Annotated in this window: 22 protein-coding genes; 12 read left to right on the forward strand and 10 right to left on the reverse strand. The window is 45.9% G+C overall.

The genetic code is table 11. From position 1 onward, the window contains the following. Positions 1-30: 30 nt before the first annotated feature. Positions 31-804, reverse strand: coding sequence for a ferredoxin--NADP reductase (locus ACS8E3_RS09965; RefSeq protein WP_439243862.1), 774 nt, complete (start codon positions 802-804; stop codon positions 31-33). 218 nt (positions 805-1,022) lie between these two features. Here ACS8E3_RS09965 and tsaA point away from each other — a divergent pair, with 218 nt between their 5' ends. Then, positions 1,023-1,847, forward strand: coding sequence for a tRNA (N6-threonylcarbamoyladenosine(37)-N6)-methyltransferase TrmO (gene tsaA, locus ACS8E3_RS09970; protein ID WP_439243864.1), 825 nt, complete (start codon positions 1,023-1,025; stop codon positions 1,845-1,847). 35 nt (positions 1,848-1,882) lie between these two features. Next, positions 1,883-3,661, forward strand: coding sequence for a GspE/PulE family protein (locus ACS8E3_RS09975; protein WP_439243865.1), 1,779 nt, complete (start codon positions 1,883-1,885; stop codon positions 3,659-3,661). 131 nt (positions 3,662-3,792) lie between these two features. Here ACS8E3_RS09975 and ACS8E3_RS09980 read toward each other — a convergent pair whose 3' ends face one another. After that, complete coding sequence (locus tag ACS8E3_RS09980; protein WP_439243867.1) at positions 3,793-4,473, reverse strand: acyltransferase; 681 nt, start codon at positions 4,471-4,473, stop codon at positions 3,793-3,795. A 255-nt stretch (positions 4,474-4,728) separates the two neighbouring features. On the opposite strand from ACS8E3_RS09980, the gene ACS8E3_RS09985 reads away from it, so the two are divergent. The 6 genes from ACS8E3_RS09985 (at position 4,729) to gspK (ending at position 9,618) form a co-directional block, all read left to right on the forward strand. After that, positions 4,729-5,517 (forward strand): TatD family hydrolase, encoded by a 789-nt coding sequence (locus ACS8E3_RS09985; RefSeq protein WP_439243868.1) that lies wholly within the window; start codon positions 4,729-4,731, stop codon positions 5,515-5,517. A gap of 313 nt (positions 5,518-5,830) precedes the next feature. Next, positions 5,831-6,520, forward strand: coding sequence for a TetR/AcrR family transcriptional regulator (locus ACS8E3_RS09990; RefSeq protein ID WP_439243869.1), 690 nt, complete (start codon positions 5,831-5,833; stop codon positions 6,518-6,520). Positions 6,521-6,586: 66 nt separating this feature from the next. Then, positions 6,587-7,246, forward strand: coding sequence for a prepilin-type N-terminal cleavage/methylation domain-containing protein (locus tag ACS8E3_RS09995; RefSeq protein WP_439243870.1), 660 nt, complete (start codon positions 6,587-6,589; stop codon positions 7,244-7,246). Between the two features lie 3 nt (positions 7,247-7,249). After that, positions 7,250-7,801 (forward strand): type II secretion system minor pseudopilin GspI, encoded by a 552-nt coding sequence (gene gspI / locus ACS8E3_RS10000; RefSeq protein ID WP_439243872.1) that lies wholly within the window; start codon positions 7,250-7,252, stop codon positions 7,799-7,801. Further along, on the forward strand, positions 7,798-8,580 hold the full coding sequence (gene gspJ / locus ACS8E3_RS10005; protein ID WP_439243873.1) for a type II secretion system minor pseudopilin GspJ: 783 nt from the start codon (positions 7,798-7,800) through the stop codon (positions 8,578-8,580). Before gspI ends, gspJ begins: the two co-directional genes overlap by 4 nt. Positions 8,581-8,595: 15 nt before the next feature. Then, positions 8,596-9,618, forward strand: coding sequence for a type II secretion system minor pseudopilin GspK (gene gspK / locus ACS8E3_RS10010; protein WP_439243874.1), 1,023 nt, complete (start codon positions 8,596-8,598; stop codon positions 9,616-9,618). Positions 9,619-9,651: 33 nt separating this feature from the next. Here the strand turns inward: gspK and ACS8E3_RS10015 are convergent, their stop codons facing one another. The 3 genes from ACS8E3_RS10015 to ychF form a co-directional block, all read right to left on the reverse strand. Then, a complete protein-coding gene (locus ACS8E3_RS10015) occupies positions 9,652-10,332 on the reverse strand; it encodes a TetR family transcriptional regulator (RefSeq protein WP_439243876.1) in 681 nt (226 codons plus the stop codon). A 108-nt stretch (positions 10,333-10,440) separates the two neighbouring features. After that, complete coding sequence (locus ACS8E3_RS10020; RefSeq protein ID WP_439243878.1) at positions 10,441-11,856, reverse strand: deoxyguanosinetriphosphate triphosphohydrolase; 1,416 nt, start codon at positions 11,854-11,856, stop codon at positions 10,441-10,443. Between the two features lie 286 nt (positions 11,857-12,142). Continuing rightward, on the reverse strand, positions 12,143-13,234 hold the full coding sequence (ychF, locus tag ACS8E3_RS10025; RefSeq protein WP_439243880.1) for a redox-regulated ATPase YchF: 1,092 nt from the start codon (positions 13,232-13,234) through the stop codon (positions 12,143-12,145). 161 nt (positions 13,235-13,395) lie between these two features. On the opposite strand from ychF, the gene ACS8E3_RS10030 reads away from it, so the two are divergent. Beyond that, positions 13,396-13,761 carry a DUF7079 family protein gene (locus ACS8E3_RS10030; protein WP_439243882.1) on the forward strand — a complete coding sequence of 122 codons (366 nt, stop codon included), beginning with the start codon at positions 13,396-13,398 and terminating at the stop codon, positions 13,759-13,761. A gap of 56 nt (positions 13,762-13,817) precedes the next feature. On the opposite strand, the gene ACS8E3_RS10035 is transcribed toward ACS8E3_RS10030, so the two are convergent. Together ACS8E3_RS10035 and ACS8E3_RS10040 are read right to left on the reverse strand one after the other, a co-directional pair. Then, the gene (locus tag ACS8E3_RS10035; RefSeq protein WP_439243883.1) at positions 13,818-14,645 is read right to left on the reverse strand and encodes a phosphodiester glycosidase family protein; all 828 of its coding nucleotides are present in this window, start codon (positions 14,643-14,645) and stop codon (positions 13,818-13,820) included. Positions 14,646-14,647: 2 nt separating this feature from the next. Beyond that, positions 14,648-16,405 carry an FMN-binding glutamate synthase family protein gene (locus ACS8E3_RS10040; RefSeq protein ID WP_439243885.1) on the reverse strand — a complete coding sequence of 586 codons (1,758 nt, stop codon included), beginning with the start codon at positions 16,403-16,405 and terminating at the stop codon, positions 14,648-14,650. Between the two features lie 317 nt (positions 16,406-16,722). Between ACS8E3_RS10040 and ACS8E3_RS10045 the strand changes: the two genes are divergently transcribed. The 3 genes from ACS8E3_RS10045 to ACS8E3_RS10055 all read left to right on the forward strand — a co-directional run bounded on the left by ACS8E3_RS10045 (position 16,723) and on the right by ACS8E3_RS10055 (position 20,998). Beyond that, positions 16,723-17,925 carry an acyl-CoA dehydrogenase gene (locus ACS8E3_RS10045; RefSeq protein ID WP_439243887.1) on the forward strand — a complete coding sequence of 401 codons (1,203 nt, stop codon included), beginning with the start codon at positions 16,723-16,725 and terminating at the stop codon, positions 17,923-17,925. A gap of 155 nt (positions 17,926-18,080) precedes the next feature. Continuing rightward, the gene (locus ACS8E3_RS10050; RefSeq protein ID WP_439243888.1) at positions 18,081-19,298 is read left to right on the forward strand and encodes a CaiB/BaiF CoA transferase family protein; all 1,218 of its coding nucleotides are present in this window, start codon (positions 18,081-18,083) and stop codon (positions 19,296-19,298) included. Positions 19,299-19,534: 236 nt separating this feature from the next. After that, positions 19,535-20,998 carry an NAD-dependent succinate-semialdehyde dehydrogenase gene (locus tag ACS8E3_RS10055; protein ID WP_439243889.1) on the forward strand — a complete coding sequence of 488 codons (1,464 nt, stop codon included), beginning with the start codon at positions 19,535-19,537 and terminating at the stop codon, positions 20,996-20,998. Positions 20,999-21,153: 155 nt separating this feature from the next. On the opposite strand, the gene ACS8E3_RS10060 is transcribed toward ACS8E3_RS10055, so the two are convergent. The 3 genes from ACS8E3_RS10060 to ACS8E3_RS10070 form a co-directional block, all read right to left on the reverse strand. After that, positions 21,154-22,443 (reverse strand): glycosyltransferase, encoded by a 1,290-nt coding sequence (locus tag ACS8E3_RS10060; protein WP_439243890.1) that lies wholly within the window; start codon positions 22,441-22,443, stop codon positions 21,154-21,156. A gap of 162 nt (positions 22,444-22,605) precedes the next feature. After that, entirely contained in the window at positions 22,606-23,478 is an 873-nt protein-coding gene (locus ACS8E3_RS10065) for a TIGR03915 family putative DNA repair protein (protein ID WP_439243892.1), read from the reverse strand. Between the two features lie 46 nt (positions 23,479-23,524). Further along, a complete protein-coding gene (locus ACS8E3_RS10070; RefSeq protein WP_439243894.1) occupies positions 23,525-24,793 on the reverse strand; it encodes a putative DNA modification/repair radical SAM protein in 1,269 nt (422 codons plus the stop codon). Between the last annotated feature and the right edge of the window lie 84 nt (positions 24,794-24,877).

The following is a 24,877-nucleotide window of genomic DNA, read 5'->3' on the forward strand; positions in this document are numbered from 1 at the left end:
TTGATTAAGCAAATTTCTACTCTGTATTTCCTAGCCTACAAAGGCACGCTCAATGACATAATCGGCCTGTACGCCCATACGCGGCGATACAGTAAGACCAAAGCCGTCTAATATTCTAGAGATATCGGCGTTGAATGGCATGCTACCGCAAATCAATACGCGGTCATCTTCTTTATTCATTTGTGGTAGTCCGACATCTTCGAACAGCTTGCCTGATTCCATCAAATCGGTAATACGGCCCATATTTCTAAATTCTTCACGCGTCGTCGTTGGGTAGTAAACGAACTTTTCTTTATACCAGTCACCGAAGATCTCATCGTTAGGCAGCTCGTTTTCAAACATTTCACGATAAGCTAAATCTTCGACGTTACGCACACCATGGACCAAGATTATCTTTTCGTATTTTTCATAAACCTCAGGATCGCGTGATAACGCTAGGAACGGCGCAAGGCCTGTACCTGTGGCGAGCATGTAAAGGTTTTTACCTGGTAGTAAGTCGTCTAAGACTAGCGTGCCAGTCGGTTTTTTACTGACTAGTAGCTCATCGCCAACTTTGATATGCTGCAAGCGTGAAGTCAGGGGTCCATCAGGAACCTTGATCGAAAAGAACTCTAAATGGTCTTCATAATTAGGACTAGCAATCGAGTAAGCTCGCAGTAACGGTCTGCCATCAACTAAGATACCAATCATCGCAAACTCACCATTACGAAAGCGTAGGCCATCGTCGCGAGTGGTCTTAATACTGAAGAGCGAATCGTTCCAGTGGTGAACTTCGGTGACCGTTTCTGTGCGGAGTTTTGACATAAAGCCCTCTAATTAATCGATAAACGCATCGAATGGCGAGCCGCCAGATGCAAGTTATTCTCAATATACAATGGGGCACATCATAACAAATTTCAAAATAAAAATCCGCCATGATATGCGTACTGACCATGATAAAATGGAATATCGTTAGTGATTATTTTTGTATGATTAATAGAGTATCTCTGACTACATCGCGTTTTTTGGCTTTGGAACAATTGATGAGTAAGCAAATACAGACCCACGTGGCGCCTATCATTGGCTATCACCGTGCGCCATTATCACAAAAGTTTGGTGCGCCAAGACAGCCCAATTTAGTTAAATTAATGAGTGCTATTGAGATGATTGCGCCCTTCGATACGCCGGCCGCCTTTGTAGGTTTAGAAGAGTTTAGCCATCTTTGGCTCAGTTGGCAGTTTCATCATAATAACAATCTCAATAATCAGCAGACTAGCCTTCAGCAAGGCACCCAAACGGCTAGTATGTTTCGATCGCAAGTCAGACCGCCAAGACTAGGCGGTAATCAAAAGATAGGCGTTTTTGCCAGTCGCAGTATGTATCGGCCCGCACAGCTGGGTCTGTCAGTAGTGAAGCTTGAGCGAATCGAGGTGGTTGAAGGTCGAGTGATACTGATTATCAGTGGCGCTGATATGATTGATGCTACGCCTATTATCGATATTAAGCCTTACGTTGCTTATAGTGATAGTATTGAGCATGCTGCGAGCGGATTTGCACCAACAGCGCCGATTCCGTCAGCCGTTACGATGACTGCTAATGCTCAGAAGCAGTTCGCAGTTTTGTTCCATAATGACATACAGTGCCGAGCACCTATAAACAGAAAATCTGTGATTGATGAGATACAGCAGCATTTAGTGGCGGCAGATTTGCCGTTAATAACAGCTTTGATTGCGCAGGATCCTCGGCCAGCTTACCGCCGTGATGAGATAAATACGAGCTTTACCATGCGCTATAAGTCGGTCGATGTCCGCTTTTGCCAAATGGAGAAGGGGAAGTTGCAGATTATGTCAGTGGTTGAAGTAGTTTAATAGCATTAAATAATGAATAATAAAAGAAGATAACTATGTCGATTCCGGATTATTCTTTAATAGTAGATTTGCGCTGGTGTCTCGATGAGCTGCTAGCAGATAGGGTGATCGATCAGCGCGGTTATAATCTAGTGATGACCAGTCGCCGTGATAAGTCTCAGCATCCTCTGATTACAGTTAGCGAGTTTGGCTTGATTAACGGTCATGATAATGAGGGTGACAATAAGCTGACACTGACTTGGCTCAATCAATGGTTAGCTGCTAAAGCAAACCTACCTTTAGTGCGTATCGACCCGCTTAAGACGGACGTACCAGCAGTGACGCAGCTGATGTCGTTTGAGTATGCGCGCTCGCAGCATATTTTGCCTATCGAGGTGGCAGCTGATGAGATCGTCATCGGTACCGATCAGCCTTTTTATAGCGATTGGCACAGTAATATCGAAAAAATCATCGGTAATAAGAGCTACCGTACGGTCTATATCAGTCCCGACCAGATCAACCGCTATCGCCAAGAGTTCTATCAAGTCACCCAAGCGATCGCAGGCGCTAATAGCGTGCATAAACGTGCCGCCGCTGACGTTACTAATGTCGAGGCCTTGCTACAGTTAGGCGATAATGCCAACCCCGATGCTAATGATCAGCATATCGTCAAAGTCGTCGATTGGCTACTGCTGTATGCTTTTGAGCAGCGCGCTAGTGATATCCATCTAGAGCCGCGCCGCGAAACTGGCAAAGTGCGCTTTCGTATTGATGGTGTCCTGCATACCGTCTATGAGATGCCGATTGCGATTTTAATGGCAGTCACCGCGCGGATTAAAATCTTGGGCCGACTCAATGTCGCCGAAAAGCGCAAACCGCAAGATGGTCGGCTCAAGACCCGTACTCATAAAGGCTTAGAGACCGAGCTACGTTTGTCGACTTTGCCAACGGCTTTTGGGGAAAAGCTAGTCATGCGTGTTTTTGACCCAGAAGTTTTAGTGCGCTCGTTTGCACAGTTGGGTCTCTCAGGTAAGCAGCTTGAGATGTGGCATGAGCTGACTAGTCATCCAAACGGTATCATTTTAGTCACTGGGCCGACCGGCTCAGGTAAGACCACTACCTTATATAGTACGCTCAAACAGCTCGCCACTGAGCAAGTCAATGTCTGCACCATCGAAGATCCTATCGAGATGATTGAGCCTGCCTTCAATCAGATGCAAGTTAATCCAGCGATAGATCTACACTTTGCCGATGGGATCCGCTCTTTGATGCGTCAAGATCCTGATATCGTTATGGTCGGGGAGATACGCGATTCTGAGACTGCTAATATGGCGGTACAAGCTTCACTCACTGGGCATTTAGTGCTCTCGACTTTGCACACTAACGACGCACCAAGCTCGTTGCCGCGCTTGCATGATTTAGGCGTGCAGCCATTTCTGACCTCAGCCACTATACTAGGAGTAATGGCGCAGCGATTGATACGGACGCTGTGTCCGCATTGCAAACAGGCGCAGGAACTTAATGCCGATAGTGAGATGGCGCTGCAGTGGCAAGAGCTAGTGCAACCGTGGCGTGCTTCATTACCAACACAAATTTATAGCGCCAAAGGCTGTGAACACTGTCGCCATACCGGCTATCAAGGACGTATTGGCCTCTATGAGATTATGCCACTATCTAATGAGCTCAAAAAGCTAGTTGCGGCTGATGCCAATCTAGAGACCCTCAAGCAACAAGCGTATCGCGAAGGCGTGCAGCCGCTAAGGCTATCTGGTGCCAAACGTATCTCTGAAGGTGTGACCACGATAGAGGAGGTGATGCGGGTGGTGCCGTTATAGTTTGTAGAGTAGAAACTAAGCCTTTTAGCAACAAGCCGATGGTTGATTTTGCAACACGTCAGCAGTTAGTGAATATACTGGATTTCAACGATTTATGTTCCATGCTAGCTTGAATGGTAAGCATGCTTAGCTTAGCGCTCCCAACGTACACCTTGACGGATGACTTTGGCCGGTACGCCAGCCACTAAGCTATTAGGGGTATTGATAGGTTTGTTGACAAAAGCGCCGGCGGCGATAATACAACCATCGGCAATAGAGACGTTTTTAGAGATAGTCACATTAGCAGCAATCCAGATATGATTACCAATGACCACATCGCGATGCGCGGTATTTAAACGGCTATTAGAGGCTATGTCATAGACTTTATGCACGTCTGTCGCTCGAATCTCGATACCGCGCGATATCATGCAAGCGTTGCCAATGATGACGCTTTTGTCTCTAGCTAAAATATAACAGCCAACGGCGGTGGTTTGCGCGCCAATATGAATACGCAAGTTATTACCCACGATTAATAATTGCCCAGAGAACTTCACGTCATCTTCTATAACGACTTGATTGTTGCTGCCGTTGATATCGATTTTTAGAGTATTGAATTTAGTATTATTGCCGATAGAGATTTGATTGTCATCCCCCTTGCGGATAGTAATCGTAGAATCGCCAACGATGCGAGCGTTTTTGGCAATATCAAATTGATTGTCATCCCCGTTATCCTGCAATAAAAAACGCTGCCGATATAGGTATTTTGGCACTAAGCGAGTCAGCGCTTTGTTATTGAGCGCTTTTGGCAGGGCAAAGGTTTTGTGATCAGTCATAAGACAGGGGCTTATTAAGTTAGCTAAAAGGAGGAAAGGACTATCGATTCTAGCATTATTAATGCCTGATTTTCATCTGGCTGATAATGGATCGACTATAGTACTCACCTTGAAAAAAGCATTTATTGCAGCAATATCTAGCACTTAGCCTTTTTGGCTTTTATTTATAGGCGACAAAACTGTTGATGACAAATTATGACAAAGCTATTCACGATAAAATTTTAATCAAAAACGATAACGATAAAGAGAGTATTTATGTTTACTGACACCCATTGCCATCTCAACCGTCTCGATCTTACTAAATACGATGGCGAGCTTGCAGGCGCCATTGCCGCGATGAAAGAGGCCAATGTCACTAGAGCAATGGCGATTATGTGCGATTTTGCTGAATATGATGAAATTGCTGATATCGTAAGCCGCTACAGCGATGATGATCTGCGTTTAGGTATGAGCGTGGGTATTCATCCTTGCGAAGACATCAGCGTCTTACAATCGGCGAGCGTAGAGCGCTTGCTTGAAACGGCTAAAGAAGATCATGTTTGGGCCATAGGGGAGACGGGACTGGACTACTATTGGTCTACTGAAAATAAGCTTGCGCAGCAGGACAGTTTGGCGCGCCATATTCATGCTAGTCAGCAGCTAAAAAAACCGTTAGTGGTACATATGCGCGACGCAAAAGACGATACTATCGATATCTTAAAGTCTGAGGGCGCAGAGCACGGTATTATCCACTGCTTCACTGAAGATTGGGATACTGCTAAGCGCGCGTTAGATTTGGGCTTTTACATTTCTTTCTCGGGGATTGTCAGCTTTAAGAGCGCTAAAAGTATCCAAGAAGCGGCTAAAAATATGCCGCGAGATAGGATACTGATCGAAACCGATAGCCCTTATTTGGCGCCCGTACCCAAACGAGGACGCCCTAATGAGCCAGCTTATGTGCCTTATGTCGCTAGTTTTATCGCTGATATGTATGAGTGCAGTAGTGAAGAGGTAGGTAAGTTAACTGCAAAAAACTTTGAAAATTTACTAGCACAATATCATTAAAGTCGTTATGCTATGACCAGTCAGTCATTTATAAATAAGGCTTATGGCTCAACTTTGAGCATCCAAATCCTGTTTTTTATAGCATTAGCGTTCTCTTATCTCTATTAATAAAAGCATTTGCCTTTAGCACTTGGCAATAAACAGCCTTGCCCAGCAGCTGCTATGAGACGAAGATATTCAATGACTGACACTAAGCATAGCTACTTGTTATAGTTGCCCCTCGTTATCAGCGACTCTTTATAGCTGAGTTGTTAATCGAATGATTCGTCGTACTATAACTGTATGCTTAATTTCACCAAGTTTAGGAGAAGTTATGAGTCGTCAGCACCAGTTCAAAGTAAGAGAAGAGAATATCTTAGCGATGGCTGAGCAATTGCTACTTGAGTCAGGCGATGGTGATATTACTTTAGATAGCCTAGCCGATCAGCTTGATTTAGCTAAGGGTACCCTATACAAGCATTTTTCTAGTAAAGATGAGCTATATTTGCGTATTATTATTCGCTACGAAGAGCAGCTATTTGAGATTAACCGCGTTGATGATTGTGCTTCTGCTGGGGTGGCACGGATGATCCTTCAGCAGCTGCTCAATCCGCAAAAAGCGATGCTCCTAAACCAGATTGAAGAGCGTCTGGCCGCTTCAGTGACTGGTCTTAATCGCTTATTTGCCGAGCTTTATGATATCCGTCGTCAGCGTATGAAGCGTCTGATCGATATCGTTAGCGCTTATCTCAAAGAGCAGCATAGTAGCATGACCACTCGTGACTATCTGTGTACTATTTGGGCGATGGGGCAAGGCGGTGCCGGACTACTTAATTCTAGCTTTTATCAGCGCTATTTGGGTCGCCGCGATACGCTACGTTATGCGCTTGTTCAGCAGATGCTAGATCTTCCTGGACACTATCTGGCGCATACTGCTGATGAGAGTCTCAATGATGAGGATATGCAGGATCTAGTCGAGCAAATCGAGACAGAATCAGCAGAGCATCGCAATACTCAGTATTAATGGCTAATAATCAGCGGGCAATGCTGTTTATTGCTAATGATCAATGATTAAGGTTTGCCTTCTATCATGAAACACGCGCAGACTGGTTTTACTTTAGTAGAAATCATAGTGGTAGTGGTCATTTTATCCATCTTTGCCGGTATGATCAGCTTGTCTGTTGGTAGCAGTGAATCGCGTAAACACTTAGCTTTTTATGAGCATCTGACGGATTCACTCAGCTACGTTCGCTTATTATCCGCAGAGCGTATGCAGCCGATGGGGCTAAGCCTACAAGCTGATAAACAAGGTCAGATCACCCCTACGATTGTCAGTCTATCCAATCCTTACATAGCCTATCAAACCGCCGACAACCTTGGCACTAATGGCGCTATCGATAACACCCCCAAAAACGCTATGGAGCTCTCCGCCATGTCCGCGGATCCAAAAAACAGCGTAGCAACTCCGAGCTGGGAGCTAGAGCCAGAGATCACCTTGCCGCAGCTGCCTGCAGGTGTCAGCTTAGCGATTCAGAGTTTGGAGTCTAGCAATATGGGCGCGAGCAATGACGGCATGAAAGTGCAGGCGCTACAGCCGTGGTTCACCGAGCAAGCGGTGCCGCAAGTCCTCTGGTTCGGAACAGGGCAGGCCAGTCCTGTCACCATAGAAGTGCGCCATCAGTCGCGGCTAGTGGGTGATGTGATTACCGTTATGCCGGATGGCAGTATGACGATTGGGCAAGGGTTATAGCGCATGAACCTCGTCGAAAAACCTACGCGCTTGAAACGAAAAACAGATAAACCGTCTTCTGCAAAGGTGCGTTATACGTCATGTAAACCCTACCAATCCTTTGAGCTGAATGCAGCTATAAACACTCGCCGATCAGAGCGCGGTTTTACCTTGATTGAGGTAATGGTGGCGCTCGCTATCTTAGCCGTCGTCGCCGTCGCCGCTAGCCGTGCTAGTAGCGCTTACCTGTCTTCAGTCGATGTCTTAAAAACGCGAACCTTAGCGCATTTCGTTGCTCAAAATGCTGCGGCCGACTTACGTATTCAGCAGACTTGGCTGACTGCCAATCGCAGCCAAACGGTCAATGAGCAAGGGCGTGATTGGCAAGTGCAGATGAGCGTAGCCAACACTTTGAGCCCAGCATTAAAAGAGGTGACTATCGAGGTAGCGCCGATCCTCGACGGTGAACCGCGTTCGGTAGTAACGGACATTACGGTGATAGTCAGTAATCCTGAAACAGCTAGTAGTGCTGCCTCCTTTGGTTTGGATAGTGGCGACAATGGAGGACAGCCATGAGTGCGCAGCGCGGCTTTACTCTACTGGAGCTGATGGTCGCTATGGCGATATTTGCGATGCTTGCAGTGGCAGGCTGGCAGGTATTCGATAGTGTCAATCGCGCGCGCGATAGAGCGCAGCTGCAGGCAGATCATTTGGCGGCATTGCAGTACGCTTATTTGCAGCTGCAGCAAGATATGGGGCAGATTATTGCTTACCAAGCGCCTAGCGCTCAAGCTGCTAATGAGATTAATAATAACGATGCTAGCAATAATGCTGGTGATGCTGCGCCACTAGCGCCTGAGCCATTTATGCGCTTAGATGGCGAACAGGTAAGCTTTGTACGTTTCGCCGATCCGGATCCCCGCTATCAAAGCAGCCCAAGTTTGCAGCATATAGACTATATTTTTGCCGATCAGCGGTTGATTCGTCGTCAGTATACTCGTATTCAAAATGATAGGAATAGTAATAGCCAAGATGTGAGCTTAGATAGCGTTTTACTAGAAGGCGTAACGGCTGCAAGCTGGCAAGCGTTACTGCCTGAGCCTGCTAATGTTTTTCCCAATGACAATAAGGATAGTACCAATAGCAGCAATCTCAATAACAAGGTTAACGGCGTAGCGCAGTCAAACTCAGTTAGTTTGCTGCCGCAAGGCGTCGCAATCAGCTTTACTTATCAAGACATACCGATCCATTGGCAATGGGCGTTAGCGCCGCAGCCTCTACCTATGACTAATAATCCGCTAAAGAATAGTAATAATAACAATAGCAATAACGATAATAGTGGCAATAGTAACTAACTTATGACGATAGCAATGAGATCTCAACGCGGCGTGGCTTTATTGACTATCCTCTTATTGGTGGTCAGTATCACTGTCGTGGCAGGAGCCATGCTCGCTAGTCAGAAAATTGTCATTCGCCGCAGCGGTTTATTATTCAATCAGAATCAATTACTACAAGACATCGACGCCGCGCAGCAACTGACGGTTACTTTGATTCGAGCTGACAGCATGCTCAATGATACCGATAGCCTCCAAGACATATGGGCGCAGCCGCTGCCGCCTTATCCTTTAGGATCGCATACGGTGACTATGGAGCTGCGCGATGAGGCAGCTCGCTTTAATATCAATAATCTTTATCATGATGGAGCAGTAGACGTTGTTGCTTTGAGTGTTTTTCAGCGGCTATTGACCCAGCTCAATCTAGATCCGCAGATAGCTATCGCCGCTTTGGACTGGCAAGATAGGGATAGGGAAGTCTATAAAGATGGCGGAGATGAGGGCGTAGTCTATGCTCAGCAAAGCGCTAGCTTAACGGCAACTTTACCCAATCAGCCGTTTGTCAGTGTCGATCAGCTGCAAGATTTGCCTAATATGAGCGTCGAAGGCTTAGCGACTTTACGGCCTTATCTCACCGCTGTGCCCTATTATTTACCGATCAATGTCAATACCGCTAGCCCTGAGCTGCTGGCAGCTTTGGTAGACGGTATCAGCGCGCAGCAGATACAAGGGTTAGAGGATTTGCAAAAGCAACAAGTAATGGATTCAGTTGATAGTATTTGGCAACAGCCGCCTCTAAATGCGGTCAGCACCGAGCAGCGTCAGCTTTTAACTCCATTATTAGCAGTCGATAGTCAAGCTTTTTCAGCGCTTATTACTGCCACCGACAGTGCCAACTTAGGCGCGCCGCGCCAAAGATTTGCCACCGTACTGATTAGTAAAATCAATACTTCTAATGGTAATAATACTGAGACTAATAATGATGGTTCTAATAAGAAACCCGCTAAAGTCGTTAATGTAGTGTCTCAGCGTCTATGGGCCTTCGAACCCACTTTTTAATAAGCTAGCTTTAGCTTGTAAAACATACAGACGCTATTCATCAAGCAAAGTTTCTTCGGTAGATTTCCAATTATAAGCGCCATAAAAGAGCATCTGTGCTTGACGCGTACAGTTGTGCTGCATCTGTTGCTTTTTGCGCTCAATCTCATCCAAATCGGCTTCATCGTCATGATCCTCAGAATAAGTCAGCTCTAACCAATCAATAATCCAAGAAAAGAACATATTGATCCCAGCATCAGCTAGCAGAAGACGGTCATAGTCGTTAATATGACTAAAAGCCGGCTGTAGCGCTAAATCTTCTGATAAGCTCTGTATATGTAGCTTTAATAGTTTATTGATAGTGTTGCGAACCGCCTCTGAGCCGCCAAAGCGCTCACTAACTAAGAACTGCCAATAGTAGGGCTGCTCGCTAACCATCTGCAAGAACAGCTGAATACTCTTGGCGATCTGACGCTCGAAGCTGCGAGTCTTGCCAATATGTAGACCCTCACTCAAAGTGGCCATCGTACCGCCAAGCTCCTCAATTACTAAAGCTTGACCGAGCGACTCCATATCATCGAAATGCCGGTAGAATGCCGTGGGCACTACGCCCACTTCACGGGTGATTTGGCGTAGGCTGATAGAGCTAAAAGATTGCCCTGTCATGCAAAGATCTAAAACGGCATTAAAAAAAGCCCGTCTTGTTTGAAGTTTTTTTTGTTCGCGGCTGCTCATAAGATATCTATTGTGGCTGAGTTATTGTTTATCATACCGATTTAAAGATGAAAATACGAATAAAATCAGAACACTTGTACTAGGTTTTTACTGCAGCGTAAAAATATCTCAAACCATCGTGCCCCAGTGACCTTGTAGTTCTTGCGCCAGCCGATAAGCTTCATGATCATTCATACCCGTGATAAAGTCTAAGATAATCAGGATATTATGATAAATATTACCGGACAACTGGCGCTTGTGCTCATCTAGATGCGGCTGTAGTAGGCTAAGCAGACGCTGCTGCTCAAATGGCTTAGGGCTATGGTTGAGCGTTGTCCAAGCGAGCGGCATAAAAGCGTCGAGCAAGCGCTGCAAGCATTGATTGGCCATCAGCTCCATACGCACCTTGCTTGGGTGATTAAAGATACGCTCGCGGGCTAGTAGTTTAGCCTGAGTAATACCGCTTTGTACATCAGCATCACAATGGGCGAATAGACTCCCAGCCAGCTCTCCGGCTAGCATCGCCGCGCGATTGAACACAAAGGCATCAGTCACCGTATTGACAAGCCGCATCATAGCGCGCGCTCGCAGAGAGGCCAGCTGTTGACTGACTGATAATCGCGCCGGTAAAGTGATAGCAGTAGGCCGCTCACCAATGAGCTGATAAAATATCTCTGCGACTTCGGTGAAATTTAGCATGTTGAGCTGAATGCCATCTTCTAAGTCTATCAAGGCGTAGCAAATATCATCAGCGGCCTCCAGCAAGTAAGCGAGCGGGTGCCGCGCAAAGCCATCGTGCAGCCGCGAGCGAGGCAGCTGCAAACAAGCCGCGAGCTCCTCTAACTGCTGAGCCTCACTGACAAAGCTGCCGAATTTTTGTACCCTATCAATAGAATAATTATTATCACTATCTATGATATTGCTATGGCTAGCTAGCCAAGGATACTTCATAAACGCACCGAGCGTGGCGCAAGTTAAGCGCATACCGCCTTGATCGGGGTGATGCTCATTACGCACGAGTAGCCGAAACCCTTGCGCGTTACCTTCATAAGCTAAGACATCCAAACGCTCTTTAGCGCTTAAGTGCTTTAATATCGAGCGGCGCTCAGGATGCATAAACCAATCACGTATGGCGTACTCTCCGGCATGACCAAAAGGCGGATTGCCAATATCATGAGCCAGACAAGCCGCTTGCACTATCACTCCAACGTCGGCTGGCGAGACCCCTATAGGTAGGCCGTCAGCGAGCTTATCATGGAGCTTTTCGGCAGACATCATGCCAAGAGAGCGCCCAATACAAGAGACCTCTAGCGAGTGCGTCAAGCGCGTGTGGATGCCTAATTGGTTGGTTAGAGGATGCACCTGCGTTTTTTGATTTAACTGACGAAAAGAGTGCGAGAATACCAAGCGATCATAATCTTTATGAAAAGAGCTACGGGCGCTGTCTTGCACTGGTGCTTGTTTATCACTGCCCAAACGCTGCGCGTTGAATAGTCTTGCCCAGTGCTCGGTAGCGTTTTTCGGTTGTTTGGCATAATTACTCATTATTTATCGTCCGTTATTATTTTTATAGTGATAGTTATAGTACTTAATTCTCAATGGGATTTGTAGTATTCGTAAAGTGTATAGGCATAAAAAAAGCCAGCGCTAAGGCTGACTTTTAATTCTAAGCTATAAAGGAAGTTGAAATATAGTCGATTCACTCTAAAAATGTCATAGCGCTGCTGGGATGAATTTTACGCAGCCTCTGTGATAACAGCACGCAAGTAAAGTTTATACCAGTAGCGCGTTCAAATTTATAACAACTTTATTTTGAACTGACTATATAAGCTTAGACGTTAAATCTAAAATGCATGACATCACCATCTTGCACGATGTAAGTCTTGCCTTCTAAGCGCGACTTACCGGCAGCGGCGGCGCCTTTTTCACCGTTATACTCGATAAAATCATCATAAGCGATGACCTCAGCACGGATAAAGCCGCGCTCAAAGTCCGTATGAATGACCCCAGCTGCCTGCGGCGCTGTCGCCCCAATAGCAACGGTCCAAGCGCGAACTTCTTTGACTCCAGCTGTGAAGTAAGTCTGCATGTCAAGCAAATCATAGCCGCCTCGAATCACTTGATCGAGACCCGCTTCTTCCATATCCATCTCAGCCAAAAAGTCTTTTTTATCGTCTTCATCAAGCTGGGCGATTTCAGCTTCAATCTGATTGCAAAGAGCGATAACGATGGAATCCTCACCCGTAGCGTAGTCGCGGACAGCATCGAGATAAGGGTTGTTCTCAAAACCATCCTCAGAAACGTTAGCGATATACATAGTAGGCTTAAGGGTAATGAGACCATAGCTTCTAATCAGTTTTTTCTCGTCTGCGTCTAAGCTCGCTGCACGTGCCGCTTTACCTTCTGCCAGTAGTGGCTCAATTTTTTTGAACACCTCTAACATGGCCTGCGCGTCTTTGTCGCCACCTTTAGCTTTTTTGGAGAGGTTCAATATTGCTCGCTCAACGGCTTCAAGATCGGCTAGAGCCAATTCGGTATTGATGGTTTCGATATCGTCGATTGGGCTGACTCGGCCGTCGACATGCACCACATTATCATCATCGAAGCAGCGTACCACGTGCGCGATAGCATCGGTCTCACGAATATTGGCTAAGAACTGGTTGCCCATGCCTTCGCCTTTTGACGCACCCGCCACTAAGCCTGCGATATCGACAAACTCCATAGTGGTAGGCAATACGCGCTCAGGGTTGACGATATCGGCGAGCTTTTTGAGGCGCGGATCAGGTACCGGCACGATACCTGTGTTGGGATCTTTGGTACAAAAAGGGAAGTTCTCAGCGGCGATTCCCGCTTTGGTCAAGGCATTAAATAAAGTGGATTTGCCTACGTTTGGTAGGCCGACGATACCGCAGTTAAAACCCATAATGGTCTCTCAATACATTAATAAAATCAGTAATTTGCTAGTTGCTGCTATTTAGCATAAAAATTGGCGCTATTGTAGCAAAATTTAGCTACTAAGGGGCGGATAGATGTGCTAATTTTAAACTAAGGCATTGACGAATCATGCGATAGTAAAGGGGTCCTATGAGCGAAGTTAGCGATAAAAAAGTGGCATGGATGGCATTATCCGATTTATTTATCGATAATGAAATAAGCTATGAGTATATCGCCAAACAAGTGGCTCATCTGCCTATTAACGAGGTAGAGCGCATTTTGTTTTACGAAGTCGCGCCTGTGTGTATGAGTAATCTGTTGGTGCTTAATCCGAGCAATTACAAAGGCTTTAGCGAAGCGTATATTGTCTCTAATATTGAACAACATTTGCTTAAATGGCAAAACAGCCGCTTATATCGCAGAAAAACCGCGCTAAAAATTAGATTTTATAAATTCTGCTTAAAGCAAGATTGGCATAAATTGGTATCCAAGATGTGCCAAGTACAAAAAAGCTAACGGTTAAGCTAATAGGTAAGGTCTTATATCTAGCTCATAACTCAGATCTGACGTATTTACTGAGTATCAACCACGCCAATCATTACGCCCATCTGTTTTTTATCGTGCTTGTCGATGCTAGGTGCATAAAGCGCTGAGGCGATACCACCATCCAAAAATAAAGCATTAGGGCAACGCAGCTCTTCTTTAAATAGCTCAGCAAACTGATAAAAACTTACTGGCTCTTCACTATTGACCATTTGTACGCTGTCATCGCTACAGACGCCTACGCCATTGCGAAACTTTAAGGACTGGCTATCAGCATTGAATTTAGGATGAATCTTATTATCGATTACGAGCATCGGCCCTGATTGTGTAGCATACCAAGGCTGAGCTTTGTCATTTTTTATTAAGGCATCTAAAGCCTGACTCTCAGTGATTTGTAGCTTACCTGTTTCATCCCACCACAGCACGCCATTCGGCAGCAGATGAAAATTACCGCCGCCTTCTTTGAGATTTAGCGCCCGTATCTCTTGACCTTCGATTACCGTATAACCAATAGGTGCATAACTGTCGTTATACATTCCCGCATTCATCGCAAAGGTCAGGGACTGTGTGCTGGGTAAGGTGTCGATGAGTTTGTCAAAAGTGAGTAGCGTCTGTTTATTAGCATCTTGCCAAAATAATTTTAGCTGATAATGATCGCCAGTTAGTGCTTGGCTGTCGATGCGACAAGCACTATAATTAAAGGGAGTTTGCTCAGTCGCACACGTCCAAACCTGCGCCATTTTATCAGACTTATCTGCATCAAAAGGCTGACAAGCGCTCAACACTGTCGCTGATAATAAAGCAGCGCTAAGCAGGAGTATTTGGCTGTTAAGAGTAGTCGATAGGCTAAGAGACATAACTATTCTTTCAGATTGGTGTTGATATTTTCGGTCACATCTTCGAGCGTTTTTTCAGGCTTTAGCTTTTTTTGCTTACCCTTGTCACGCGAGTCTTTATTATAAGCAATGAGCGCATCATTATCTGGTAAGAAAGTATCGGCATCAGCCATCACCCACATCTGATTGAAGACATCGGCGCGGGCGCTATGATCGAGCAGCGCGCCTTCATCCGCGAAGTAAAAGAACTTTGATAAGAGCTTGATCTGCCCATCATCTAGGCGGCGGGCAATATGATACGGCTGCAACTGGCTGGGATGCTCAAGCCCTACAGCACCGACGATACTCGACAAGGACTTCAGAGTGTTTTTATGAAAGCTGGCAACGCGCTCCGCTTTGCTAGGCACATCTAAGGCTTTCTGGCGATAAGGGTCTTGAGTCGCTACTCCAGTCGGACAAGTATTGGTGTGGCAAGAGCGCGACTGGATACAGCCCACGGCAAACATAAAGCCGCGCGCGGAGTTACACCAGTCTGCACCTAACGCTAGCATACGAGCAATGTCGAAACCAGAGACAATCTTACCACTGACGCCAAGCTTGATTTTCTCACGGATACCGGCACCAACTAAGGTGTTGTGCACGAACAAGAAGCCATCGATAAGCGGCATCCCCACACTATCCATAAACTCAACGGGAGCCGCTCCCGTACCGCCCTCAGCGCCATCGATGACAATAAAATCAGGATAATTGTCGGTTTCCATCATTGCTTTGACAATCGCCATAAACTGCCATGGCTGACCGATGCACAGCTTAAACCCGACAGGTTTTCCGCCTGATAAGTCGCGCAGTTGTTGCCAAAACGCGACTAGCTCTCGCGGCGTACTAAAAGCGCTATGCGAAGAGGGCGAAACACAATCTTGCCCTGTAAGTACTTGCCGGGTATCGGCAATCTCTTGTGTGATTTTTTCGCTTGGCAGTACGCCGCCTTTGCCAGGTTTGGCGCCTTGAGATAGCTTAATTTCGATCATCTTCACTTGCGGATCGACTGCCTTTTCGGCAAAAGACTGCGCATCAAAATTGCCTTCAGCAGTACGGCAGCCAAAGTAGCCAGTGCCAAGCTCCCAAATCAAATCACCACCGAATTTGCGATGATAAGGACTGATCGCTCCTTCACCGGTATCGTGCGTAAAGCCGCCAATCTTGGCTCCTTGATTAAGCGCCATAATCGCGTTGGCAGAGAGGCTACCAAAGCTCATCGCTGAGATATTGAATACCGACATATCATGCGGCTGCTGACAACGCTCGCCGCCGACCGTAATGCGAAAGTCTTGTTTTTCTAGCGGATGACTGAGGGCAGATTGCAAAAACCACTCTTTGCCTTGAGCATATAAATTATCTAAAGTACCAAAAGCATTGGTATCGCTAACATTTTTAGCGCGTTGATAAACCAGTGCCCGCTGCTGCCGCGAAAAAGGCACTTGCTCCTTATCATCTTCTAATAAATACTGGCGGATTTCAGGCCGAAAATCCTCTAAGACGTAGCGGACGTGACCAGCGACCGGATAGTTGGTTAAGATAGCGTGCTTGGATTGCATGACATCATAGATACCCAAAGCCACTAGTAGACCACCGATAATGATCAACCACCAATTGGTCAGCAGTAATCCTGCCAAAAATAATAAGGCAGCAGCGGCAAAAGTACTATAGCGTAGCAATAGACCAATAAGGTAGGGAAAGCTCCCTTTCGGTTCAGCGTTTAGGTTGGTACGAGATTGGGGCATGGGCGACTCAACAGTATGACAATAAATAACTGCTCAAAAGCAGGTGTGAAAATATTATACGTCTATATTACCACGGCTAAATGAGTGTTAAGTAACGGTGTGCTACTTCAAGCACTAGATCTCAAGGGGTAGCAAAGAGGGTATAAGCGAATATCTATAAATAACGTGATTACGAGAGTTTTGCCATCTTTTAAACATAGCTTTTAATTAACGGTTGTTATCTACTAAAATTAAACTAACTGTTATGATTTGTCGTTTATTCCATATATTATACGTTAACCCTTCACAAATTGTGCAATCAAGCCAAGGAAAGCAATATGCAAGCACCTACCAATGTACGTACGCAGTCTAACCCAAGCTTTGATTGGGAAGATCCTTTTTTATTACGTAATCAGCTGACTGATGAAGAGCGGATGGTTACAGAAAGTGCCCGCCAGTTTTTCCAAAAAGAGCTGATGCCTGGCATTTTAAAGGCCAATCGCAATGAGAGTTTTGACCGTAATATCATGCGTCAAATGGGCGAGATGGGCTTGCTTGGCGTGACTATCGAAGGTTATGGCTGTGCAGGTCTGTCTAGTGTCGCTTACGGTCTGATCGCTAAGGAAGTAGAAGCGGTGGACTCAGGCTACCGCTCAGCAATGAGCGTGCAATCTAGCCTAGTGATGCATCCAATCCATGAGTACGGTACAGAAGAACAAAGAGAGAAGTATCTACCGAAACTAGCTTCAGGCGAGTATGTCGGTTGCTTTGGTTTGACCGAACCTGATTCAGGGTCCGATCCTGCCTCTATGTCAACGCGTGCGCGTGCTGTCGATGGCGGTTATGAGCTGACAGGCAATAAAATGTGGATCACCAACAGTCCCATTGCCGATGTGTTTGTCGTTTGGGCGAAAGACGATGCAGGCGATATTCGCGGCTTTATTTTAGATAAAGAGATGAAAGGTCTATCAGCACCGAAGATTGAGGGTAAGTTTTCACTACGCGCCTCTATCACTGGCGAGATTGTGATGGACAAGGTATTCGTGCCAGAAGCCAATGCATTCCCAGATATCCGCGGCCTAAAAGGGCCCTTTGGCTGCTTAAACAAAGCTCGCTATGGCATCGCCTGGGGCTCAATGGGTGCAGCTGAGTTTTGCTGGAAAGCGGCACGTCAGTACACACTAGATCGTAAGCAGTTCGGTCGTCCGCTAGCCGCCACGCAGCTGGTACAGTTAAAGCTTGCCAATATGCAAACTGAGATTGCTCTTGGCTTACAAGCGGCACTGCGAGTAGGTCGCCTAATGGATGAGGACAACGCTGCCCCTGAGATGATTTCACTGATTAAGCGTAATAACTGCGGCAAAGCGCTCGATATCGCGCGAGTGGCTCGTGATATGCATGGCGGCAATGGTATCTCTGATGAGTTCCATATCATTCGTCATATGATGAACCTAGAGGCGGTCAATACCTATGAAGGCACACACGATATTCATGCGCTAATTCTGGGCCGTGCGCAAACAGGTATTCAAGCGTTCTTCTAATTTGCTATCTCGGTTAAATAGAAAGCTTAGAGTAAATTTTGATTGACGTATGTTAGGGTTTGGCTGTTATAGGCAGGCTTGAAACTAGCGTACGTTTTTTAATTTTTGGAGTTTAAAAATTAGAATAAAAAGTGAAAATAAATACTGAGAATGCTATGAAAGATATGGACGATAAAGATAATAACTCGTTAGGTGCTATGCAAGGAATAAAAGTGCTCGATTTATCTAGAGTATTGGCAGGCCCTTCTTGTACGCAGGTACTAGCGGATCTGGGTGCTGAAGTCATTAAGGTTGAGCGTCCTAGTGTTGGCGATGAGACACGGCACTGGGCGCCGCCTAAGTTCAGTGACGACACATCAGCCTACTATGCCACCATTAATCGTAATAAAAAATCACTCACCGTTGATATCACAACCAAAGCGGGTCAAGAGATTATCAAACAGCTGATCGCTGGTAGCGATATTTTGGTGGAGAATTTCAAAGTCGGCGGTCTAAAAAAATACGGTCTAGATTATGACAGTCTCAAGCGCAACAATCCAAAGCTTATATATGCATCTTTGACGGGGTTTGGACAGACAGGCCCTTATGCTAAGCGTCCGGGCTATGACTACATCATTCAAGGGCTATCAGGCTTGATGAGTATCACAGGCCCAAGTGATGGCGAGCCACATAAAGTCGGGGTGGCAGTGGTGGATCTGTTTGCAGGGTTGCAGCTGACCATTGGGATCCAAGCGGCGCTACTGGCCCGGCAGCGTACCGGTCTTGGTCAGCATGTTGATGTAGCACTATTAGATAGTGCTCTTGCCATGTTGGCAAACGTCGGGATGAATCATCTAGCTTCAGGCGACGTGCCACCAAGACTGGGCAACCAACACCCTAATATCGTGCCTTATCAAGTGTTTGCAGGCGCAGGGGAGCAGCACTTTATTTTAGCTTGCGGTAACGACGGTCAGTTTGCCAAATTATCTGAGCTGCTAGAGAAAGACTGGCAGCAAGACGACCGCTTCAAGAGCAATCCTGAACGAGTCAAAAACCGTCAAGCTTTATGTGAGCATCTGGCAGCAGAGTTTGCTCAGCAGCCGCGCGATTATTGGTTAAAAGCGCTCAGTCACGCGGGTATACCTTGTGGTCCGATTCATAACATTAGCGAAGCTTTGGCGATGCCGCAAGTTAAGGCGCGGGAGATGGTGGTTGATTTCAGCGAGCAAGGTAGCCCAGTTCGAGCCTTGGGTAATCCGATTAAATTCTCAGAGTCACCAGTCAGCTATCGCACGCCGCCGCCACGTTTAAGCGAGCATACTGATGAGACGTTGAGCGCTCTTGGTTATGATAGTGAGATGATTGCGAAGCTTCGAGCCGATGGCATTGTATAAGTTTTATACCTGACAGGATGATTGGTAATAGAAGTGTTAGCGGCAGTTGTAAACATTATCCTCATATTCTTATAATGAGTTAGATCGTTCACAATAGCAAAGTCATACGCTTTTAAATGACATTGATGCAAATACAATCAGTTACTCTGGTATATAAAATAGTCATCTATAAATAAAAACACATCGGCGTGCGGCTATCGACATATCAACTATAAGCAATAATAAGGAAAATCATAATGTCAGATAATTTAACCCTTTCTAACCCAAAGCTGCTCAAACAACAATGCTTAATCAAAGATAGCTGGCAAGATTCGAGCGATGGGGCGACTATTGAGGTCACCAACCCTTTCAATGGGCAAGCTATAGGGACTATCCCTAGTCTCACGGAACAAGACGTTATCAAAGCGGTGGATAGTGCAGATAAAGCCCAAGACTCTTGGGCCGCCAAAACCGCACAAGAGCGTGGTGAGCTGTTACAAAAGTGGGCAGATCTGATTGATGAAAACCAAGAAGATCTGGCTGTACTTATGACCGCTGAGCAAGGCAAGCCGCTGACAGAATCACGCGGTGAGATGGCTTATGCCAATAGCTTCATCCGCTGGTTTGCCGAGGAAGGCAAACGCGTATATGGCGACGTTATACCTGCGACTAAAGCTTCATTGCGTCATGTGATTATCAAGCAGCCGGTAGGTGTGTGCGCTATTATTACGCCTTGGAACTTCCCAGCGGCGATGATTACTCGTAAAATCGGTCCTGCTTTAGCTGCGGGTTGTACAGTGGTTATTAAACCGGCTACTGAAACTCCTTTTTCAGCATTAGCCCTTGGCGTGTTAGCCGAGCAGGCTGGCATTCCAGCAGGAGTGATTCAGATAGTCACGGGTAAATCCTCGATGATTGGTGAGATTTTGACGAGTGACAAGCGAGTGAAAAAGCTTTCTTTTACTGGTTCTACCGAAGTAGGTCGAACGCTTATGGCCCAGTGTGCGCCAACGATCAAAAAACTATCGCTAGAGCTTGGCGGTAACGCGCCGTTTATCGTCTTCGATGATGCCGATTTAGAAGCCGCAGCCGATGGCCTAATCGCCTCAAAATTCCGTAACGCGGGCCAGACTTGTGTCTGTGCCAACCGAATCTATGTACAAGAGAGCATTAAGGATAAGTTTTTAGATATCTTTACCAAAAAAGTAGAAGCGCTCAAAGTCGGTAATGGTATGAATAAAGGCGTCGATATCGGCCCGCTCATCAATGAAGATGGTTTAGAGAAGGTGCAAAATTTACTACAAGATGCGCTCGATAAAGGCGCTAAGCTCGTTACCGGTGGCGATACCAACGAAGCCTCAAAGCTAAGCTTCAACCCAACCGTAGTGACCAATGTCACATCCGATATGGAAATTGCCTCTGAAGAGATCTTTGGCCCTGTCGCCACCATCTTTACTTTTAAAGAGGAAGCCGAAGCCATTCAAAAAGCCAATGACACCATCTTTGGTCTAGCGGCTTACTTTTATAGTAGCGATTACGCGCGCTCATGGCGCGTTACCGAAGCGCTTGACTACGGTATCGTTGGTCATAATACTGGCCTGATATCTACTGAAGTAGCGCCTTTTGGCGGCGTTAAACAATCGGGCTTTGGTCGTGAAGGATCAAAATACGGTATTGAAGAATACGTCTCAATAAAATACTGGTGCAGTGCTGTTAGCTAGTACTATTTAAACCAGTGAATAACTTAAATTCACTGTGTTTTTACAAGACGATGAGCGTATTCAGGACTGATACGTTTGAAATAAAAAGAGCGTCACCTTATAAGGTTAAGCTCTTTTTTATGATGATGACAAAAAAAGTCTGTTATCTTAGGGTTTTAACTCTTCTTCGTTAGAGATATGGAGCCTTTTTCAGCGCGTTTTTTTACCGGCTGTTGTTCAGTGAGATGGTCGGAGGGTTTATTAAGAGATTGCGCTGCTGACTTAAGTGTTTTGGTTAGTTTTTTATCAGATTGCTTACTTATTTTTGCTTGCTCTTCTGTTAACGAATCTTCATGCAACATCTGATAAATACCAAGAGTCTCTGTAATCATCTCGCGCATGGTAAATTTGTTGGTCATCTCAGGACGGGTAACGCTTTCAAGTTGGCTTCTCACCACTTTACAAAGCGCTTTAGCGTTATATTTTTTGACTAAGCCTTGCGGATAGAGCGGCTGCAAAATCTCACTAAAGGCGGCTTGATCCCAACCGATGACCGGCGTGCCTAAATGAATGGCTTGTAGGGCGTTGATACCGATAGATTCGGGCTGATTGGCAAGCGCCATGACAATATTTGCTGCCGATAGCCACTCACGCATATCATTTCGCTTATTGCCCACATAAGTAATACGCTCAGACAGCCCTAAAGTATTGCTGCGCTGACGGAAATCCTCATGCGCCACATCGCCTTCTCGGTAATCTTCATCCATAATGATGGCATGAATGTTAGGGAATTGCTCTTGTAGATTACCTAAGATATCGATAAGCCACTCTTGACCATACTCGTTACCGATGACGGTGGGAAATACCAGCCACTTTTTGTGCTCAAGCTCAGGGTATTCGGCGAAGGTGCGACGTAGCCAGTAGACAGAAGGGTTATGCCGATAAGGGTAACGACGCGTATCTACTCCGCGATAAATACGCTTAATGTGCTTAGGTCCGAGCTGCTCACGGCGAATACCTTTGATTAAATAATTAGTCACGCTGTCAGAGACGGTGATGATAGTATCGACATCTAGTAGCGCTTGCGAGTACTTATTGATAGGGTAAAACCCATACATCGTAGACACAAGCTTTGGGCGGCGCTCGACTTTGGCGCGTTTGAGGGCTAAATGTAGTATCCAAGCCGGTGTTCTTGAGTGCACATGGATAATATCGGGATTATACTTTTCAATCAGATGACGTAGCGGCGCAACTTGTAACAAGGATAACCAAGATTTTTTATTCATGTGCAGCTGATGGTATAAGTTACCATCGCGCTCTAGGCGCTTGACCAGCTCGTTATCTTCATTAGCGCTAGAAACAATGATAGAGGTGTGGTCGTTTTTGACCAAAGCGCGCCCAAGATGAAAGATTCCGCGTTCGGACTCATCGTGTTTTAAAGAAGATAATAAGCGCATAACGATCATAATAGCAGCAAGAACTCTTTAAGTTAAAATGTCGACAGTATCAAAAAGATAAGCTGCTATTGTCAGTTAAAAAAGAGTAAAACTCAACCTTATAAAAAGATTGCTGAGGATAAAAGGTATTCGAGTATTAAAAACAGGCGCTGAGAATCACTAGCGCATTTGCTATCTTTTTTTCTCAAGATAGTCGGCATTGGGCAGTATTTGCTTTTCGCTCAAGTATTTCCAGTAGCGCTGCGGCATGTGTTGTCTATGTAAACGCGTGTTTTTACGCTCTTTGATATTGACGTTAGTAAAATAGCCTTGCCAAAACCGCTGATAACGCTGCTCGTTAGGGCTATGAATGCTAGCAGGATTACGCAGCACCGCCTCATCTAGATCAGTAATGGTTTGCAATTCAGCAGGACGCGATGGCGTGCTTTGGCTCATATCATAATAAATGCCATAACCACGCGCTAAGTCGTATATCGCCCAGTGCTGGTCTTGATAGCGCTGACGAAAATGCTCACCAATAATAGGCAGTACGTTAAAGTCAGGCTCAACACGGGCAAAGTAAATATCATCAGTGGTATGTTCAAAGCGTACAAAAGCTTCCATACGGTGCTTTTCTCGGTGTACCGATTTTACCGTTTGCGCCAGCTCCAATACCTCCAAATGCCCTAAGTCCTCCAAAACGTTGCGTTTGGGATGATCGATAGCATATTTAACGATATGAAATAGGGTGGTGCCGATGTTTGGCTTTTCCGATAAAAAACCCCATAGGATTTGACGCATCCCTGAGCGGCCAAGCCGCTTATTAAGCTTAACAAGCACGCGCTGAGCTTGCTCATCATCCGTCGTGACGTGTGCGGTGGTACTAATTAACGACGGTATGTATTGATCCTCAGCGATAAGCTGCAGAGCCTCGTCATGTTGCAGCTTACGCTCATAAACCTGATACACAGCGCTAAGCCAACCCTCAAAGCTTGGCTCATAAAGCAGTGTACTCGGTGTTATTTGACCGACGGCAAAGCTATCTTTTAAAGCAAGCTGCGACATAGTTATCCTTTAGAGTAGTTTTAGAAGTAATCAGCACATACTTATTTTAGAATAACGCCATCTGACCACTACGCTGATCCTTATACTTGGTTTGCGTCTGTGCCAGCACGTATTGGCGGAAGTTATCGCGGGTCAAGTGCGCTAAGTGCTCGTTCTTACCGGTGGTTGCAATGAAGTATTTGGCACGATTAACCGCCGCGCCCATTTTCTTTAAGTGCTCTAAAGTAATCTGATTAAACTTGCGCGCTTTGACAATCTTTCGTGCGGTTCTGGTACCGACACCAGGGATGCGCACGATCATCTCGTAGCTTGCCGTCTGAATATTGACAGGGAAGTGCTCACGGTGACGAATCGCCCAAGCAAGCTTAGGGTCGCAGTCCAAGTCCAAAAACGGCGAGTCAGGCTCTACGATTTCATGCGCGCCAAAACCATAAAAACGCATTAACCAATCCGCTTGATACAGACGGTTCTCGCGCACCATAGGCACCGGCGTACCAATCGCTGGCAAACGGTTGTCAGCAAGCATCGGCACATACCCTGAGTAGTAGACACGCTTGAGATCATAAGTCTGATAAAAGTGGCTCGATAGCTGAATCACTTGCAAATCAGTCTCATTGCTAGCACCGACTATCATCTGACTAGTCTGACCTGCGGGCGTGAACTTTGGCGCTTTTTTATGGGTTTTACGGCTTTCACGGATAGTGATGATCTCTTCTTTAACCGTCTCCATCGGTGCTTTTAGCTCATCGTGTGATTTTTCTGGCGCGAGCAGTGCCAATCCTGACTTAGTTGGAATCTCGATATTTACGCTCAGACGGTCTGCGTATAGTCCGGCTTCTAATAGCAACTCTTTTGAAGCACCAGGAATGGTTTTTAGATGAATATAGCCATTGAAACGCTCACGAGTGCGCAGTATCTTTGCCACTTCAACCAAACGCTCCATGGTGTAGTCGCCACTTTTAAAGATGCCTGAGCTTAGAAACAATCCTTCGATATAGTTGCGGCGATAAAACTGCATGGTTAAATCAACCACTTCTTCGACACTAAAAGCGGCGCGCGGCGTGTCATTGCTTTTACGTGAGGTGCAGTACGCGCAGTCGTATATGCAATGATTGGTTAAGAGGATTTTTAACAAACTGACGCAGCGACCATCTTCGGTATAGCTGTGACAGATACCAGTTGCTGAGGCGTCACCGAGGCCGCCGCCTTGGTTTTTACGGGTGCCAGCGGAAGATGAGCAAGAGACATCATACTTAGCCGCATCCGCTAAGATATTGAGCTTACCTTGAAGCCTGTCATAATTGATGGTTGCCATAAGTTATAGTACCCATTCGTTAATAGGTAACTATTTTAGCAAATCGGTTGATAACTCACTGTAATTATTGAAGAATTGGCAAAG

Source organism: Psychrobacter sp. 2Y5 (assembly GCF_051847375.1).
Lineage (GTDB): Bacteria > Pseudomonadota > Gammaproteobacteria > Pseudomonadales > Moraxellaceae > Psychrobacter.